The following is a 14,760-nucleotide window of genomic DNA, read 5'->3' as shown; positions in this document are numbered from 1 at the left end:
AGGGTACTCAAGAGGGCTGACGCCGTTATAATACTGATTGATAAAAGTTATAAGATATTTTACTTGAAGAACCGCCACCACCACCACCGCCACCTATATCGCTCGCAACCTGGGCGGCGGTTCTTGATATTAATGCCTTGGTTGTGGGGTCATAGGTTAGATATACTGTAGCCGGGGTTGCGGATGCGTCAATTATACCCGGTGAAATCCTGCCTGCAAAAATTGCAGCGTTGTCACTGCCGGCCAATCTGAACATTACGGTTTCTGCACCGGCGTTATCAACCAAAATAAATTGAAACCCACCGACCGCGCCGACAGCTGTTCCGCCATTATTAAGAAAGTCTGTTTCGCCTTGCCCTACTGTTCTGTTCCATCCTATAGCCATTTGCCCATAAGCATTGCCATAAAAGCTGCTTGGTAAACCTGATGCTCCTAAATTTTTACGTCCGCCTATAAACATACCGGTAGTAGTTACATCAACAAATTGCGGTGAATTTGATGTGCTTAAGTGCTGATCTTCTTTAGCTTGAAAAAGGGATGGCAATCCATTTAGTTGAGCCTGCAACTTTCCCATTGCTGCCAAAACGGTATCGGTTGATACAACCGGGGTGCCTGTTAAAAAGCTTATGCCTGAAAGTACCGTGGCTAATATCCTCGCAGTTGTAAAATATAAATTAATACTTCCCTCGGGCACTGCATCTGTACTGCCCGGCGATGCCACTAACTGGATATAGGTAGAGCCGCTCCATCTATATTCTTTGTTGGTATCAAGTGTTATGTAAATTTTACCAGTTTCTCCTGTGCCTTGCAAAGTAGCAAAATTGGCTACCTCTAATACATCGTCAACATACGACGGCAGTAAAGACGATGGTATTTTGGTAGAACTGTCTAATCCGGCATAGCCATTTGCTATGTTTTTGCTGGCAATATTTTCAGGCGTAAAACCCCAAATATTTTGCTTGCCATTAATATTGGTTTGCAAGGTAACATCAGCTGCAGCCCGGGTTGCTGCTTCACTATTAATATTATTTTGTAATGTGGTATCTGCGCTTCCGCGATTGGTAGCCTCTGCATTGATGTTGTTTTGCAGCGCTGTATCTGCTGATGATCTGATAGAAGCTTCTCCGGTAATTAAATCGGCCGTTTTATTACTGCTATACACCTTAGTAGTTGAGGCGGAGGCGTCATTAATAACAAGTGGATTAACCCAAGCGGTATCAAAATCATTATTGCTGCTTTTTGCTAGCACCTGGCCAGTTGTACCACCTGTTTCCAGGCCAATACCTACTAATGATGTTCCTGCCCCCCAATCGCCGGCTATTTTGGGGCCGAAGAAAGTAAAGTTTGTGGTATTAATATAAAAATCGCCATTTACACCTGTACTTATATTGGAAGGGTTGGAGTTGCCATGCAATATGCTGAAACCATTAGTTCCATTATTGCCATTTGTTCCGGCTGTGCCTTGTGGCCCTTGCGGACCTGTTTGCATAGAAAATACCTGGCTCCACGAACCTGCTGATTTTTTGTAAAAAACACCTGTGCCGGTATTAATGTAGGTGTCATTATTACTACCTGTTCCTGAACCCGGTACGCCTATCCCATATAAAACGGTGCCATCAGTTAAATTACCCGTTGATGGCAGGCTGTAAACTACTGCCCATGTTCCGGATGTTTTTTGTGCAAATGATCCCGTGTTTGTATTTATAAATACATCGCCATTTTTACCTGTAGTGTTTTGAGGTAGCGTAATGCCAAATGAAATATTTGCTCCAACAGTTAAACTTGAACCAATAAGCTGTAATAAGGTGGTAAATGCAAATTGGTAATCAGTTCCATTACTTACCAATACAGAAATGTCGGTTGGGTTAATGGCTGATGCTAAAGGTAATTCGCTTATTTTTTTGTCAGACATTGCTTGTTATATTTCAGTAATTGGTAAATAATTGGTTTGTGCATAACTGCCGCCGGAATAATTAAAATCGGTTTTATCAATGCTACGTATACGCGGTCCGGCTTGCCGGGCGCTTCTGTTTTTATTACTAAAGCGCCATAACGGAAAGTCAGCCCTATGATCCCATAAAAATTTCTCAACTTCGTTGGCATGCGCGTTTGCTACGCTTCGCTGCTGTTGTACCAGCTTTATAAGGTATTGCGGGGCAACAGCATCACCATTATCATGATGCTTAATTATTGGCCCGGTTGCCGTATAGTGAATAGCATCAGCTTCAATAAATCGGGCAAACGAAAAATATAACAAGGTGGGGAGTAAGCCTTCATACAAAACAATATGCCCTTCGCGGTCAAGGTATTCGCTGCCATTTAACAGGTCTTTATAAAGTTGTGGCGCGTCATCTTTTATGGTGCCGTCTTCATTAAAGTGTTTAATGAAATCGTAATAAAGGGCATAGCCTAAAAATGGTTTCAGATCAAGGTCCTGCGCTTTATTAACAAATACTTTAAGGCGTTCGGGCTTCACATTTACCGAGATATCCTCGTATCGCTGAAATGTATTTTGGTCAATTAAAATTGGATTCATATAAAGAGTTAGTTTAATGTTTCAGCCGAAGCCATTTCTTCCGCCTCTTGCTGTTTAAATCCGTAGGCATAAACAAGTATGGCTATTTTGTTTGCCGTAGGCAGGTTTGATAATAACAACTGGTTAATGCTTGATCCGGCTGCTATCCCGGCTTTGTCGTCGGCAACTGTAGCTGGTACCGGTATGATGTTCCAGTTGACTGACGAGTTGATATCCTGGTAAAAATGACTGAAAATCTCAGCAAAAGCTTCAGCTATTTCTAATCTATCGGGTGCTGTATTATCATTAAATTCGCGTATCGCTTCTTTCTTTTCGCTGCCATTACTTAAGCCGGATGATTTTTCAGCATTAATTAATTCCTTTGGCACTGAAAAACCTTTGATGATACGTGCTTCTACAGATCGTTCGGTGGTTTCAAACAGCTTGTCGTTATTCTGGATAGAGTAGGGCTGAAACTCGGGTTTTTGATTTTCATCTTCATATTCTATCACAATAATTTTTTGAGCGCTTTTAGCACCCTGGAATGCGCCAAGATCTTTCTCTAATTGCGACGGCTGATTATTGTATTTTTCGTCACCTTCTGGCTTACTATTATCTGCTTCTTCACGCCTTGATTGCATAAAAAGCATTGTTGATGGTAAAAAGCCGGTAGTAACTTCGCGGTTATTAAAAATTTTAATACCGGCTTCCGTTTCAAAATCTTCCCAAACGCTATCAGCTTCTATAAGGGGATAATCATCAACTTCGGGATTGAAGTAATAGAGCTGTCCTTTGTAGTTTTCCCATCCACCGGCAGCAGCTGCCTGGTGCTTTATCACTTCAGGATCAGGATTATATTTATCAAGGAAAGTAATCTTGCTGCGCATGATGTTTTTCCATGTCTTACGGCCCCAATCAGAATATAATGCAAACTTATCTGCAGTATCCGGGCAATCCGTATCACCCATACGTATATCCTCGAACTTAACATAGTTTACCGAGGCTATTTTATAATTGGCATTATAATTTACATGCATGCCAAAACCTGTAAATAAGGCCTTGTCGGTAGCTATAGCTTTTAAAAGCTTTGCCAATGTAAGCCCTCTTGAATTTATAACCTGTTTGCCTAGATCTTGTTCTTCGAAACCATTACCGGCAATAAATTTTGCCCGTTTGTTCCAGCAATCTTTTGCTGTCGGCGATGCTGCAACTAACTCCAGCATGCGTTGGGGATAAGCATTATCAAGGTCAAAATTTAATATGCCAAATGTTTGATTCGGTCTTACTAATATTCTGCGTTCAATTTGTGGTAAATAGGTTTTCATATAGTTACCTCATTTCTTTTTGATCTTCGCTTTGACCTTATTGGGAGTTGTGTAAATAATGATTTAATATGGGGGTATCTATCCAGATACCATTTCGCCTCTTTATCGCTAAGATTATTATTGTCATGAATAGCTGCAGATCCGGGTGTGAATTGATGCTTGCCTGGTTTTAAAATGTATTTTTTAGTCATTTGGTCATTAGTCATTTAAGTAGTCAATTTTGTTTGTTGATTGGCCATTAGTCATAGTTCGACTAATGACCAAATGACATAATGTCCTATACTAATAAAGCTTCTATGGCTGCAATTGTACTGGCATAAGTAGCACTTCCTGATTCAGGTGCAATTGATATTGCTCTTGGAGGATATGGCTCTTTCAACTTGTCAGGATTAGTTAATTTTAATTTGTAACCACCTTCAACAGTTTCATCAGCAGCATTACGCTCTGCATCGGTTAATATCAAACCGTTAACCGCGCCAAATAATTCAATTGATGAATCACTTGCTTTATAATTGTTTATAGCGATGGCACGTACACGGCCATATCCCATAGCCATTAATTGCGTTTTAACATCAGTTGATAAACCGGCAATATTGAAATCGATCTCTTCTGTATAACGCGGGCCCACCTGGGTCTTAGCCAGTTTTGATATAGTGTTGAAGCTATTGTTAGTGCCTTCAAACTTATAAACCTTTGCTGTGCTAACCGCTGTGAGACCGGTAATAATAAGCGGGTTTGTGGCATCATAGGTAAGTGTGATATCATCAGCATTAAATAGATAGATAACATCTTCTATACCCGATGTAACAGGCTGGCTTGTACCCAGGCTAAAGCCTGCATTTATTTTATTGTAAATTGACATGTGTGATTAATAATTAGTGATTATTGAATTAGTGAGTGAATGGTTAGTAAAGAGCGATTAGTGGAGCTGGCGAAATGGAGTTATTCACTAATTCACTCCTTAATTTTAGGCTGATAGGTAAAATAGTTCATTAGCAAACTTGAAGTTCACAGCAGCTTTCATACGGGCCTTCATGCGTACTATATTATCGTTAGTATAAGGCTTCATATAAACAGTTGAAAGCTCTGAAGCATCACCTAACAAATCAACTCCTAAAAATAAGTTTGATGAGCGTGCGCCTAATATGGTATTTGCCTGCCAGTGATTCATTAGTTGTAGCGGTACACCCAGGTAGTCCATTTTTTTGGTGTCTGTAAACGCGTTAAGTACATTAACTGCTTTGTTGGCTTGTGCCTGCGCATATGCATAGCCTACATGGAAAGGGATTTGCAGGTTAAAATCTTCCTGGCTTCTGTCTGCAGGGTCAAGCTGCGCGTAAACTCCTGTTAATACATCAAGCACGTTGCTGGCGTTAATATAGCTTACAGTTGCCGCAGCTGATGTGCTTGAAAAAGTTGCCGGTTTACGTGTATTAACCTCATTGTAATTACGTACCAGTTTAAATGTTGTAGCGCTTAATACCTGAATAAAGTAAGACTGCCCTTGTACATCAATTCCCGGGGTGCCATTGGTGGTATCTTTGCTGGTACCGGTTACGCCGGTAATTGTAACTACGTCGCCATCAGATAAAGTTGCAGTGCTTGATACGGTTACAACTCCTAATGCACTAATAGCTGTTGCAGCCATAGATGTTGCAGCTTTACCCAAGCCTACTTTATAAACTCCTGATGCTGTTGCAATGGTTGGCAATAAACCGGGGAAGGCTGCGGTAAAAGTTGCCTCTTTGGTTGATGCCTTACCCAACCAATACAGGCGCTCATTAGCAATTTGTATTTTAGTTAGATAACGCTGCACCATAAAGTCTGATAGATCAACCACGCCTTCGTAGTCCATAAAGGCACCCGGTTTAAGGCTTTGTGCTTCCCATGACTGGGCCAGCTTATCCCACTGTTCCTGCTTCATGAACTCGTAAATTACCGGGTCCAGGTAACTTTCGGTTTGCGATGCGGTTGTGCCCTGATCATTGAACAGGCCGGATGGGTCTTGCAATATAACGTCGTCGTCTACATCAAGGATAACCTTGCGCGATTTTACGTCATTAATAACGGTCAATAATCCACGCTTTACCGAATCGGCTTCCAAAAGTGTGCTGGCCATAAATCCTGCCAGCGCTTCGCCGGCATAAGTGTTGTTTGTAAATGTAAATTGAGCCATAAAAATATTTGCCCCCCAGCCCCCTAAAGGGGGAGCTTTTGATTAATTTGGTTTACTTGTATAGGGATGAGGTGTGTATAATAAGATTGATTTCGGATAATTGTTCCCTCTTTAAGGGTTACGGGGCTACTGCGCGTTTAACCGCGTTTTGGGCTAAAGTTGTTTGCGGTGCAAAAAAGGGTTGTGTTTCGGTTTTGGCTTTGTTGCTTCGTTTGGAGCCCTCTGGGGTAAAGTCTGATTTAATTTCATTTTTTACCTCCTCTCTTGTTTTTTGCAGGCGATCATTTGCAGTTTCAAGGGCAGCTTTGGCTTCATTAAGTAATTGGTTTTGTGCATGTAGTTTGGCTTTGATTTCTAAGACTTTGTTTTGCACATCGCCGGCTTTTGCGTCTTTAAATTTGTTTGTCGGTAATTCATCATCTACGTCGGTTTCATCGTCGTCGGTAGCAGGTATTACCTTTTCAACCTGGCCGCCTTTAACATCAATTTTTTTACCGGCAGATGTAGTGTAGGTATCGGCAGGAGCGGGGGTAGTCATATCCTCATCCTGGTAAACCTCTGTGCCTTCTTCCATTTCGCCGGCGTGGTGCAGGGTGCCCTTGTCTGTAACGGTTTGTTTGTTAATCACCTTCTTAAAGAAGTTCATAATCTTATCCAGAACCGACGTGGTTTTTTCGATAAGTTCCTTGTTTTCGATGTTCATATTGCTGTTTTTGTTTAAGATTTTATTTATGTAGCGTTGATAAAATACAGGGGCGGTACTGGTGTAGTTTTTAATGATGGCGCTGTTAGTGATGTCTGTTTGGTAATCATCCACCTCGTCAACAAAACCAAGGTCGAGCGCCTGGTCTGCAGATAACCAGGTGACGGCGTTAATTAAACTATTAACCGTAACGCCGTCCAACCCGGTCTTGTCCATGTAGATCTGCGCCAGGCGCGATTGTACTACATTCAACATCTGCACATCCTTTAGCAGTTCATCAGCGTTACCGCCGCTGCCTACTATTGGTTTGTGTATCATGAGCAGGGCGTATTTGCTCATTACTACTTTTTTACCGCCCATTGCCACTATAGAGGCAGCCGAGGCGGCCAGCGCATCGATGTAGGTAGTTACATTACCGGTGTATTTCTTCAGCAGGTCATATATGGCTATGGCGTCGAACGCGCTGCCACCTACCGAGCTAATGTGAACTTCTACATCCTGGCCGGCCGCTGCTTCCAGCTGATATTGTAAGTAGGATGATGATAAACTGCCCGAGCCTATACAGTCGGTATCTGTGTCGTATAAATAGATTTTGTAACTCATGCTTTTTGAGATGTGAGATTTTAGATATGAGAATTGAGATCGATTTTTGCCAGAGCTAATTCCGGCGATTGGATATACAAATATCCGGGTTATTCTTTAATTGGGTGGTGACAGTAGTTTGTCAGTAGTCTGAACCGTTGATTTTAATGATTGCTGGATTTCGCTGATTATCTTTTAATCCTATAAATCTTAGTCAAATATCGGGGTTATTCATTTAACTGGTGGTGACGCAAGTTTGTCAGTACTTTTGATTTGTTGATTAATCCTATAATTCTTTAAATCCTATGAATCTTAGTCATGTTTGTTATGCTGATTGGCATATATCAAAGGTCGGAAAATTATTTTGATGGAATGGTGACACTACTTTGTCAGTATCACAAAAGCTATTCATGGCCCGCCAAATAGTGCGTTCATCTTTTTCAAATTTTACTTCAGCTTCAAGCACAGCCTGGTTTTTAGTAATGTCGCGTGTTTTAATTTGGGCCTGCACCCATAAATAGATCTCGCGATAAATAAAAACTTTGGTAGTGATAAACCCAGCCTTATACATGGCCGAAAATGTGCCCTCGTCAAAGAGCGTGTTTGCAATCTTTATATTCATAGTTTGTTTAGTATCAAGTAGTGAGTATCAGGTATCAAGTATTCAATAGTATCATAGCGCAATGTCTTGCTACTTGATACTAATTACTTGCTATTATAAATTAACCCTATTAACCGTTTGCGCCAATATATTCTGCTGGCTGTTAATATCCTTCACATCAACATAAACAGGGGGGAAGTTATTGATCATCTGGTAAGCTATGGTATTGGCCAGATCTTTTTGGTCGTTCATGGGTTGGTTGTAGTAGCGGTTAGAGTTGCCGCCATCAGTAAATATACCGCCGATGGCATAACCACGACCGGGATTAGTTATCGAAAAATCCCGACCGCCATGCGCCACATTAATGGCACTAACCAAATTACGCGCCCAGGGGTTACGCATAGCTTCTGAAACCACCACAGCCTCGCCCGAGCGCAGATAAGCATTGGTATTATCCGTACGGCTATAACCGGACAGGAGCGCGCCTTTACCATCCGACTGGTAATGTAAACCTCCTTTAGCATATTGCGGCGGTTTTTGGGCGGCAATGGTGGCTACCTGTATAGCGGTTTCGGCAATAATGCCCGGAATTACAAAAGCAGCAAACGCACCGGTTTGTGCTGTAGTTTTAGTTATGGCTAATGCGCCGTTAATAACGGCTTGCAGTATAGATGCTTTTTGCTCATCTTTAAATGCTTTTACTTTTACTTCAGCTTCTTTTTTCTTGTATTTATCTTCAATGGCTTGCTTTTGTGAGGCTGTTAAACTGCTGTTACTCAATTCGGCCTGTTTTTGCGTTTCCAGTTGTTTTACCTGCGAGCCGCTTTTTGATTTAATACTGTTTTGCAGGATAGAAAAAGCAGCGTTTGATACTTGCTGGGTTGTTTGCAGTTCAAAATCTTTGCGTTGCTGCTCATGCTTTTTTGTCGCAGTAGTTATTTCCTGTTGATAACGTTCTCGTATTTCGGCCGTATCTTTACCGGATTCTGCGGCTTTTTGTATCTCAAAATTGTATTTATCTGTTATCAATTGCTGTTCGGCTGCAAGTTTATTGGCAGGTAAAATGGCTTTGTCAATATTTTGCTGATCTTTGCTTAATTGTTCTGCTTCAACCAGGTCTTTTTGATGTTGTAATGTCTGGGCCAAGTCCTGGTCATTAAATGTTTTTATCGCAGCCTTTATATCCTCATGATATTTATCTTGCTGTTGTTTATTTACTTCGTCATATTCGGCCTGTGTAATTTGTTTTTTGGCTAATTGATCTTTAAAGTCTATAAGTTCTGCTTCGTGATATTTTTTGGCAATGGCAGCTTGTTTGGTAAGTTTGTCGGCCGTTGATTGCAGCTCTTTTGCCGAATTATGGTTTAACGTTTTATTAGCATTTTCGGTATTAGTAAATGAGTGGTTTTCTGATTCGTTATTGTTGGTGATAGATTTTGCAATTGCATTTGCCCCGCCGGCAAATTTCATTAAGAAATCAATGTTAGCTTGCAAAGCAGTTTTTAACTGTTCTTGCTCCTGAAGTGCTTTTTGTGCACGGTCATTACTTTTATTTATGTCTATTTTTAAATTACTGTCTGAGCGGCCACCCCTGTAAGGTGTTGGTTGTTTAGCAAAATCACTCTTAGCGCGTTTTATCTCATTTTGGTTTGCAGTTTTAATTTTTTCGATCTGATAATCGGCATCTAATAATTTATTTTCTTCATCGGTTATTTTGCTAAGTGCTGCCTTTGCTTTTGCAGTATCTATAATTGACTGGGTAAGTTCCTTGTAAGTTTTTTTTGCATTACCGTTTAAGATGTCTTCGTCCCGTAGCCCTTTTAAATGATCCGGAAATTCTTTTTTTAATTCTCTTACACTTTTAATACGGTCGGCATAAGTATTATTAACATCGGTTGCCGATTTATATAATACCTGAAATCTAGTAATTTGCGATGCGGCTTCTGTATTTGAGGTTTTCATTACGTCATTTAAATTCTTAAAGTTTGACGCCATTGCGTTTATGGCGTCTTTGCCTTTAAATAAAGCGCTAGCGAAATTTATAATTTCGGGAAGAAATGCAGTTACAATGGCTAAACCGCCAGTTAATGCCACTGTCCATCCTTTTATGGTTATATTTAAAAATTTAAGAATACTATCCCACGCCGTAAAAGTGGTTGATAATTCTGAAACTTTAGTAACAGCATTTCCGCTTGTGGAAACAAATTCTTGATTTTGAGTACTTAATTTCGTTAAAGAATCTGTGTATTTAGATAGGTTTTTATCTAAATCATTCAAATTGTTTGAAAATGAATTAAAGGGCTGCGAAAGACTATTTATTGAATTACGTAAATTATCAAAAGCCTTTATAGATTGATTGATCTGATTTTGACTATCGATACTTATATCGATTGATATCTTATTTTCATCTGCCATGTTAAAGTATTATTATTGGATGTTTATTAATATTTATGTTGATTATGAAAAAGTTAAAGGTTGAATTATTTGAGAATGAATTATTTGGTAAGATATCATTTGAAGAAAAATTAGTAATTTTTGTAAATGAAAATAATATTCAGAAAGATGATATCTTGAAAATTGTTTATAAAAGTAATAATCCGCGATATGCGCTTTTTTATTATGCTGAAGAATGAAATAAGGAACATGCTTATTAATTTGTTGTTGCCATCACTGTTAATATTTCCACTAAATGAGTTAACTAAATATATATTATTCTAATTTCACTAATTCTACCTTTACAGGCTGTCCTTTGCGCCAGGCGTCAATTTTATTGATGTAATAATAAGCGCTGTCTTGCTCCAGATAAATGGGTATTAACAGGTCAAGCTCCAATATATCACGTGGGGTTAGTAAAAAATAACGTATCACCTTTTTGGTTTGCTTCAATATTTTTTCCAGTTCGGGGTAATACTTTATGCGCAGGTAATCAAATTTTAAGCTAGCCGGGCCATAGCCCGGTAGTTGCTGCGCATCCGGTTTGTAAAAATAGGGTGTGCTTATGTAATCGTTCACCACAATGTTGTTGCCGTTGCCATCAGTAAATGTTACGGTTTTGCCCAGAGCGTTAATATTCAGTTTCTGGTCAATTAAAATACGCGGCGATACACCGATGCTAAAATCTGTGCCGCCGCTATTGCCATCAATCATCTTTATTTGCGCAACGGTACCGCCAATATATGGCCGGTTAAGGGTAGGGGCAAACTGGCTCTCAAATAGGTTGGCAGGTGTGGCAGATAAGGTAGTATCGGCCACATTAATTACAGCATCGGCAAAGCCGGCAGGTAAAACAGCGTCATCGGCTTTATATTTCAGGTTATTAATCTGGGCATAGCCGCCTAATTGAAAGTTAATGGTTTTACCCTGGTCCAAACATTTTTTGGTCCAGTTTTTAGCTACAGGGATATTGTTTACAATATCATGGAACGAGTTAAATGATATGGTTTTACTGGCGTTATCTGTTTGGCAGGTTATCCCGAATCTTTGCAGGGTATCTTTAAGCAGGTCCTTTTGCGAAATATCAGGAAAAATGCGTTCGCATTGTATCTGCTGGCCATACAGTATTTTTTGCCTTTTGGTAGTAATGGTAAGGGTCGAACCAGCCTTTAAGGTAACCAACCCGCCGCTTTTGTTATTGTTGATATTATACTCTACATAAATATGTTCATCCTCAACAAGGTCTATATCTACAGACAATTTAACATTGTTAGCCACGTTTTGGCTCAAGCCACCGCCAATTGGCTGCGGGTTATTGCTCAGATCTATAATAGTACTGGTAAGTAACTCATTGCCAGTGGAATTGTATTTTTTAAGGCGAATTTCAATACCAATGGTTTGCCCTGCTTTATTATGTTTTTTAGCATCGCCGGTTACCGCAACAGAAAACAACAGCTCTATTGTTGCCGAAACACTTGCCGGAGCGCGGTAGCTTTGGTCGGGAACATTCCAGAGTGTGGGTTGTCCGCTTGATATTGTATGAAATGGAATGGTGCCTGCAAATTGATCCACGTTACCGTAATTCATATCCGAACTTGTTTTTACCTGTATAGCCAGCGGATCTGCATCAGTTGAATTTTGATAATCGGTACCGTGTTCCCATGTGCCGTTACTAAATTGAGCAATCAACAGGGGATATAATGGATCAGCAAGCAATGACCCGGTAGCTTTGTAACCGGCGCTTTTCACCAAAAGCTCAATAGCTGTTTTGATAAAGAAACCCGGACGCAGGAAATTAATGTTTATCGGGTCGGTAAAATTTTCACTAAAGTTTCCATAGTCTATCACCGGGTATATCCAGCCATCGGTTTTGGTTTGCGAGTGGGCAACATTATCAAGTGTCCAGGCATGATCATAGGGCTTCCAAACCAGGCTTTTGACATAATTGCTCCATTGGCTGGTGCTATCGCCCATATCATAAAGTTTACCATCAATTGCATCAAAAAAATCAACATTGCCTGATAGAATGGTTATGCTGGCCGAATCCTGGTCGATGCTGTTTAGCTCACCAATCCCGTATGGAATTATCTCTAAGCCATCCTGCATCAACTTTGCATCATATTGGGTGTAAGGCAAACCTGTGCAAAAAGCTACGTCATCCGGGAAACCAAGTATCCGCCTGTTGCGCTGTGTTAGCGGCAGTTTAAACTGGTTGGATGTATTACCCTGCTGATTTTGCACCTCGGCCAGGTTGTTGATCTGGAAGGTTAAAGCAATAGGGCTGTCATCACTCAGATCAACTAACTGGTCGTTAATAAATAATTGAATATTGTTCATGATCCTTTATTGCGTTTGAATATTTATGCTGGGTAAATTGAATGTTACGCTAAAAGGGGCCTGGCCGTTAAGGGTTTCGTACTCGCTAAATGTTGCCGTATTTAACACTACAGTTTGCCATTTAACCGAATTTTTATTAACCAACATTTGCACTTTTGGCGAGTATTTTATGGATTGTAATCCTTTAATATCAGCTACAGACAGGTCCTCGGCCAGTACTTTCATTTTTTGACCCGCGGTTTTGCTGATCACTTCTTCAATGCTATCCTGGTTTTCCCAGTCGGATACATAATTTTTTATGATGGTAGCATTTTGTACATCTAAAGAAACTTCCTGGTTATAAACAAAACGGTAATAGTTCCAGGAGCCGCTTAAACCTATCCAACGCAAGTACACCGATCGTTCATCCACCGCATCATCAATACGGATGGTTTGTGTCTGTGTAACAGCATGGGTGCCTTCTGCATCATCATATTTTAAAGTGATTGTAAAATAATAAGCATCAGCCGGAAAATCATTGTTGATTAATAACCGGTTTAACCCAAGTTGGTCTGATAATGGTCCGCTGGATATAGTTTGATTAGCGATAATTAATTTGCTGCCATCTTCATTAAACAGCCACGTGCCATTGTCATTCAACAGCGCGTTGGTAAGAAGTTGGCCCGATAACGGGTTTCGGTTAATATCTAATAATGTAAGCTCATAGTACAAATTTAAACCCAATAAACTTTCGCTATAAATAAATCCAATATCAAAAGGATAACCGTTTGAATAAACGGGCTCTGCAAAATCTGATACCCATCGGGCCAGCGGGATACCGGCGGTTACTGATGCAAAGGGCACATAAGCAGCCAGGTTACCACCGTAACGTTCGCCTAATTGTTTGGCGGCATAAACCACATAATACGGATCGGCTATTGTCACCCAATTATCCGGCAGAGGATTGTTATCCCAATCTTCTGCATAAGCTATTTGATAGCTGGCACTCAGATTATTATCACGAAAGTTGATTTTTGTAAAATCGCTTTTATCTTTTACCCCAACAATGCTTTGCAAAAAGTTTGACAGATCTGCTTTTATTAAACCGGTGTTATCTGGCCTGTTGGTAGAGCGGATGATTTTTTCCTGGTTAGTTTCCGGGTCCTGGTAGGTAATATCGGTTAGTAATTTATAATATGGGCGCAGGCGATTTATATTGATATAACCTGTTGCAGTGGTAGTATAAGGCGTGTTTAAAACAAGTGAATTAACGGCGTCTGTTTTAACCTTATATATTCCCTTATAGCTCCCTGTATTTACATATACCAGGTCATCATTTAAAACACCTGTTAAATTTGCATTGATTATGAATTTGGCATTGCCGGTCAAGCTATCTGATGTAACAGAAATTACCTCAAAATCTTTACGCTGATAAGTAAATACTATCGGGTTAAACGCGGCATTCCAACGGCTTATATTATTGCCAATTGTTGTAGACGGATCACTTATTAAAAGCCTGCTAAGCACAGGTATGTTAACCTGTAGGTTTGCCGCACAGCCGGCACTATTGGCATCGGTAACGTAAATAGTTTTTAATCCGCCTGTTATACCGGTAAAAGTATTTGATGATTGAAAAGTTATATCGTCTAAACTGTACTGTAAAGGCAAATATCTTGATGTTGCATATACCATTATTTGTGCATCGCCCGCTCCCGGTGCCGATTCTGATCTATCTATATCAATATTAGTAATTAGAAGGTCGCAGGAGTTTACCGGGGGATCCGAATCCGGCACATTGCTAATATTGATAATTGTATAAGTTTTTGAATAGGTTGTTGTAAAACCTCCAACTCCGTCTGGTGTTCGCTGAGTTATTATCCCGGCATCTATTGTTGCTGATCGTTGCCCGGCAATGGTTATATCACGTGTTGTGTTTATCCCGTTTTCGTTGATCAAATAAGTTATAACTACGTTGTTTCCATCGGTAGGTAGCCCGGTAGCTGCATCAATTATATTTATGTAAACATCATCTGCATAGTCGGTAGCTCCATCTGAGCTGGTATGCGTATTTGCAAAGGCTATATTAGCTATTAATCCCATTTTTTAGTG

General features: G+C 40.2%; 11 protein-coding genes. 1 reads left to right on the top strand and 10 read right to left on the bottom strand.

Going from position 1 to position 14,760, the window contains the following annotated elements; genetic code table 11:
- Positions 1–25: 25 nt before the first annotated feature.
- From JWP71_RS06320 to JWP71_RS06285, 8 genes are all read right to left on the bottom strand, one after another.
- Positions 26–1,912, bottom strand: a complete 1,887-nt coding sequence (locus JWP71_RS06320) for a hypothetical protein (RefSeq protein WP_299498024.1) — start codon at positions 1,910–1,912, stop codon at positions 26–28.
- Between the two features lie 6 nt (positions 1,913–1,918).
- Positions 1,919–2,536 carry a hypothetical protein gene (locus tag JWP71_RS06315; RefSeq protein WP_299498022.1) on the bottom strand — a complete coding sequence of 206 codons (618 nt, stop codon included), beginning with the start codon at positions 2,534–2,536 and terminating at the stop codon, positions 1,919–1,921.
- A gap of 8 nt (positions 2,537–2,544) precedes the next feature.
- Positions 2,545–3,840: a hypothetical protein gene (locus tag JWP71_RS06310; protein WP_299498021.1), complete on the bottom strand. Its 1,296-nt coding sequence runs from the start codon at positions 3,838–3,840 to the stop codon at positions 2,545–2,547.
- 277 nt (positions 3,841–4,117) lie between these two features.
- Positions 4,118–4,702 carry a hypothetical protein gene (locus JWP71_RS06305; protein WP_299498020.1) on the bottom strand — a complete coding sequence of 195 codons (585 nt, stop codon included), beginning with the start codon at positions 4,700–4,702 and terminating at the stop codon, positions 4,118–4,120.
- A gap of 105 nt (positions 4,703–4,807) precedes the next feature.
- Complete coding sequence (locus JWP71_RS06300; protein ID WP_299498019.1) at positions 4,808–6,016, bottom strand: hypothetical protein; 1,209 nt, start codon at positions 6,014–6,016, stop codon at positions 4,808–4,810.
- 118 nt (positions 6,017–6,134) lie between these two features.
- Complete coding sequence (locus JWP71_RS06295; RefSeq protein WP_299498018.1) at positions 6,135–7,322, bottom strand: head maturation protease, ClpP-related; 1,188 nt, start codon at positions 7,320–7,322, stop codon at positions 6,135–6,137.
- A gap of 304 nt (positions 7,323–7,626) precedes the next feature.
- Positions 7,627–7,923 carry a hypothetical protein gene (locus JWP71_RS06290; protein WP_299498017.1) on the bottom strand — a complete coding sequence of 99 codons (297 nt, stop codon included), beginning with the start codon at positions 7,921–7,923 and terminating at the stop codon, positions 7,627–7,629.
- A 93-nt stretch (positions 7,924–8,016) separates the two neighbouring features.
- On the bottom strand, positions 8,017–10,317 hold the full coding sequence (locus JWP71_RS06285) for a hypothetical protein (protein WP_299498016.1): 2,301 nt from the start codon (positions 10,315–10,317) through the stop codon (positions 8,017–8,019).
- Between the two features lie 44 nt (positions 10,318–10,361).
- On the opposite strand from JWP71_RS06285, the gene JWP71_RS06280 reads away from it, so the two are divergent.
- The gene (locus JWP71_RS06280) at positions 10,362–10,535 is read left to right on the top strand and encodes a hypothetical protein (RefSeq protein ID WP_299498014.1); all 174 of its coding nucleotides are present in this window, start codon (positions 10,362–10,364) and stop codon (positions 10,533–10,535) included.
- Between the two features lie 76 nt (positions 10,536–10,611).
- Here JWP71_RS06280 and JWP71_RS06275 read toward each other — a convergent pair whose 3' ends face one another.
- Both JWP71_RS06275 and JWP71_RS06270 read right to left on the bottom strand, forming a co-directional pair.
- Positions 10,612–12,672: a hypothetical protein gene (locus JWP71_RS06275; protein WP_299498013.1), complete on the bottom strand. Its 2,061-nt coding sequence runs from the start codon at positions 12,670–12,672 to the stop codon at positions 10,612–10,614.
- Between the two features lie 6 nt (positions 12,673–12,678).
- On the bottom strand, positions 12,679–14,751 hold the full coding sequence (locus tag JWP71_RS06270) for a hypothetical protein (RefSeq protein ID WP_299498011.1): 2,073 nt from the start codon (positions 14,749–14,751) through the stop codon (positions 12,679–12,681).
- Positions 14,752–14,760 lie beyond the last annotated feature (9 nt).

It is taken from the genome of Mucilaginibacter sp., from assembly GCF_028287845.1.
Lineage (GTDB): Bacteria > Bacteroidota > Bacteroidia > Sphingobacteriales > Sphingobacteriaceae > Mucilaginibacter.
The sequence above is the reverse complement of the archived record's forward strand: the minus strand, read 5'-3'. Positions and strand labels throughout refer to the sequence as shown.

Bases quoted from the DNA above. Each gene is read 5' to 3' on its own strand.
- JWP71_RS06315 (WP_299498022.1), bottom strand. From the start codon at position 2,536: ATGAATCCAATTTTAATTGACCAAAATACATTTCAGCGATACGAGGAT.
- JWP71_RS06270 (WP_299498011.1), bottom strand. From the start codon at position 14,751: ATGGGATTAATAGCTAATATAGCCTTTGCAAATACGCATACCAGCTCA.
- JWP71_RS06320 (WP_299498024.1), bottom strand. From the start codon at position 1,912: ATGTCTGACAAAAAAATAAGCGAATTACCTTTAGCATCAGCCATTAAC.
- JWP71_RS06285 (WP_299498016.1), bottom strand. From the start codon at position 10,317: ATGGCAGATGAAAATAAGATATCAATCGATATAAGTATCGATAGTCAA.
- JWP71_RS06290 (WP_299498017.1), bottom strand. From the start codon at position 7,923: ATGAATATAAAGATTGCAAACACGCTCTTTGACGAGGGCACATTTTCG.
- JWP71_RS06300 (WP_299498019.1), bottom strand. From the start codon at position 6,016: ATGGCTCAATTTACATTTACAAACAACACTTATGCCGGCGAAGCGCTG.
- JWP71_RS06295 (WP_299498018.1), bottom strand. From the start codon at position 7,322: ATGAGTTACAAAATCTATTTATACGACACAGATACCGACTGTATAGGC.
- JWP71_RS06275 (WP_299498013.1), bottom strand. From the start codon at position 12,672: ATGAACAATATTCAATTATTTATTAACGACCAGTTAGTTGATCTGAGT.
- JWP71_RS06310 (WP_299498021.1), bottom strand. From the start codon at position 3,840: ATGAAAACCTATTTACCACAAATTGAACGCAGAATATTAGTAAGACCG.
- JWP71_RS06305 (WP_299498020.1), bottom strand. From the start codon at position 4,702: ATGTCAATTTACAATAAAATAAATGCAGGCTTTAGCCTGGGTACAAGC.
- JWP71_RS06280 (WP_299498014.1), top strand. From the start codon at position 10,362: ATGAAAAAGTTAAAGGTTGAATTATTTGAGAATGAATTATTTGGTAAG.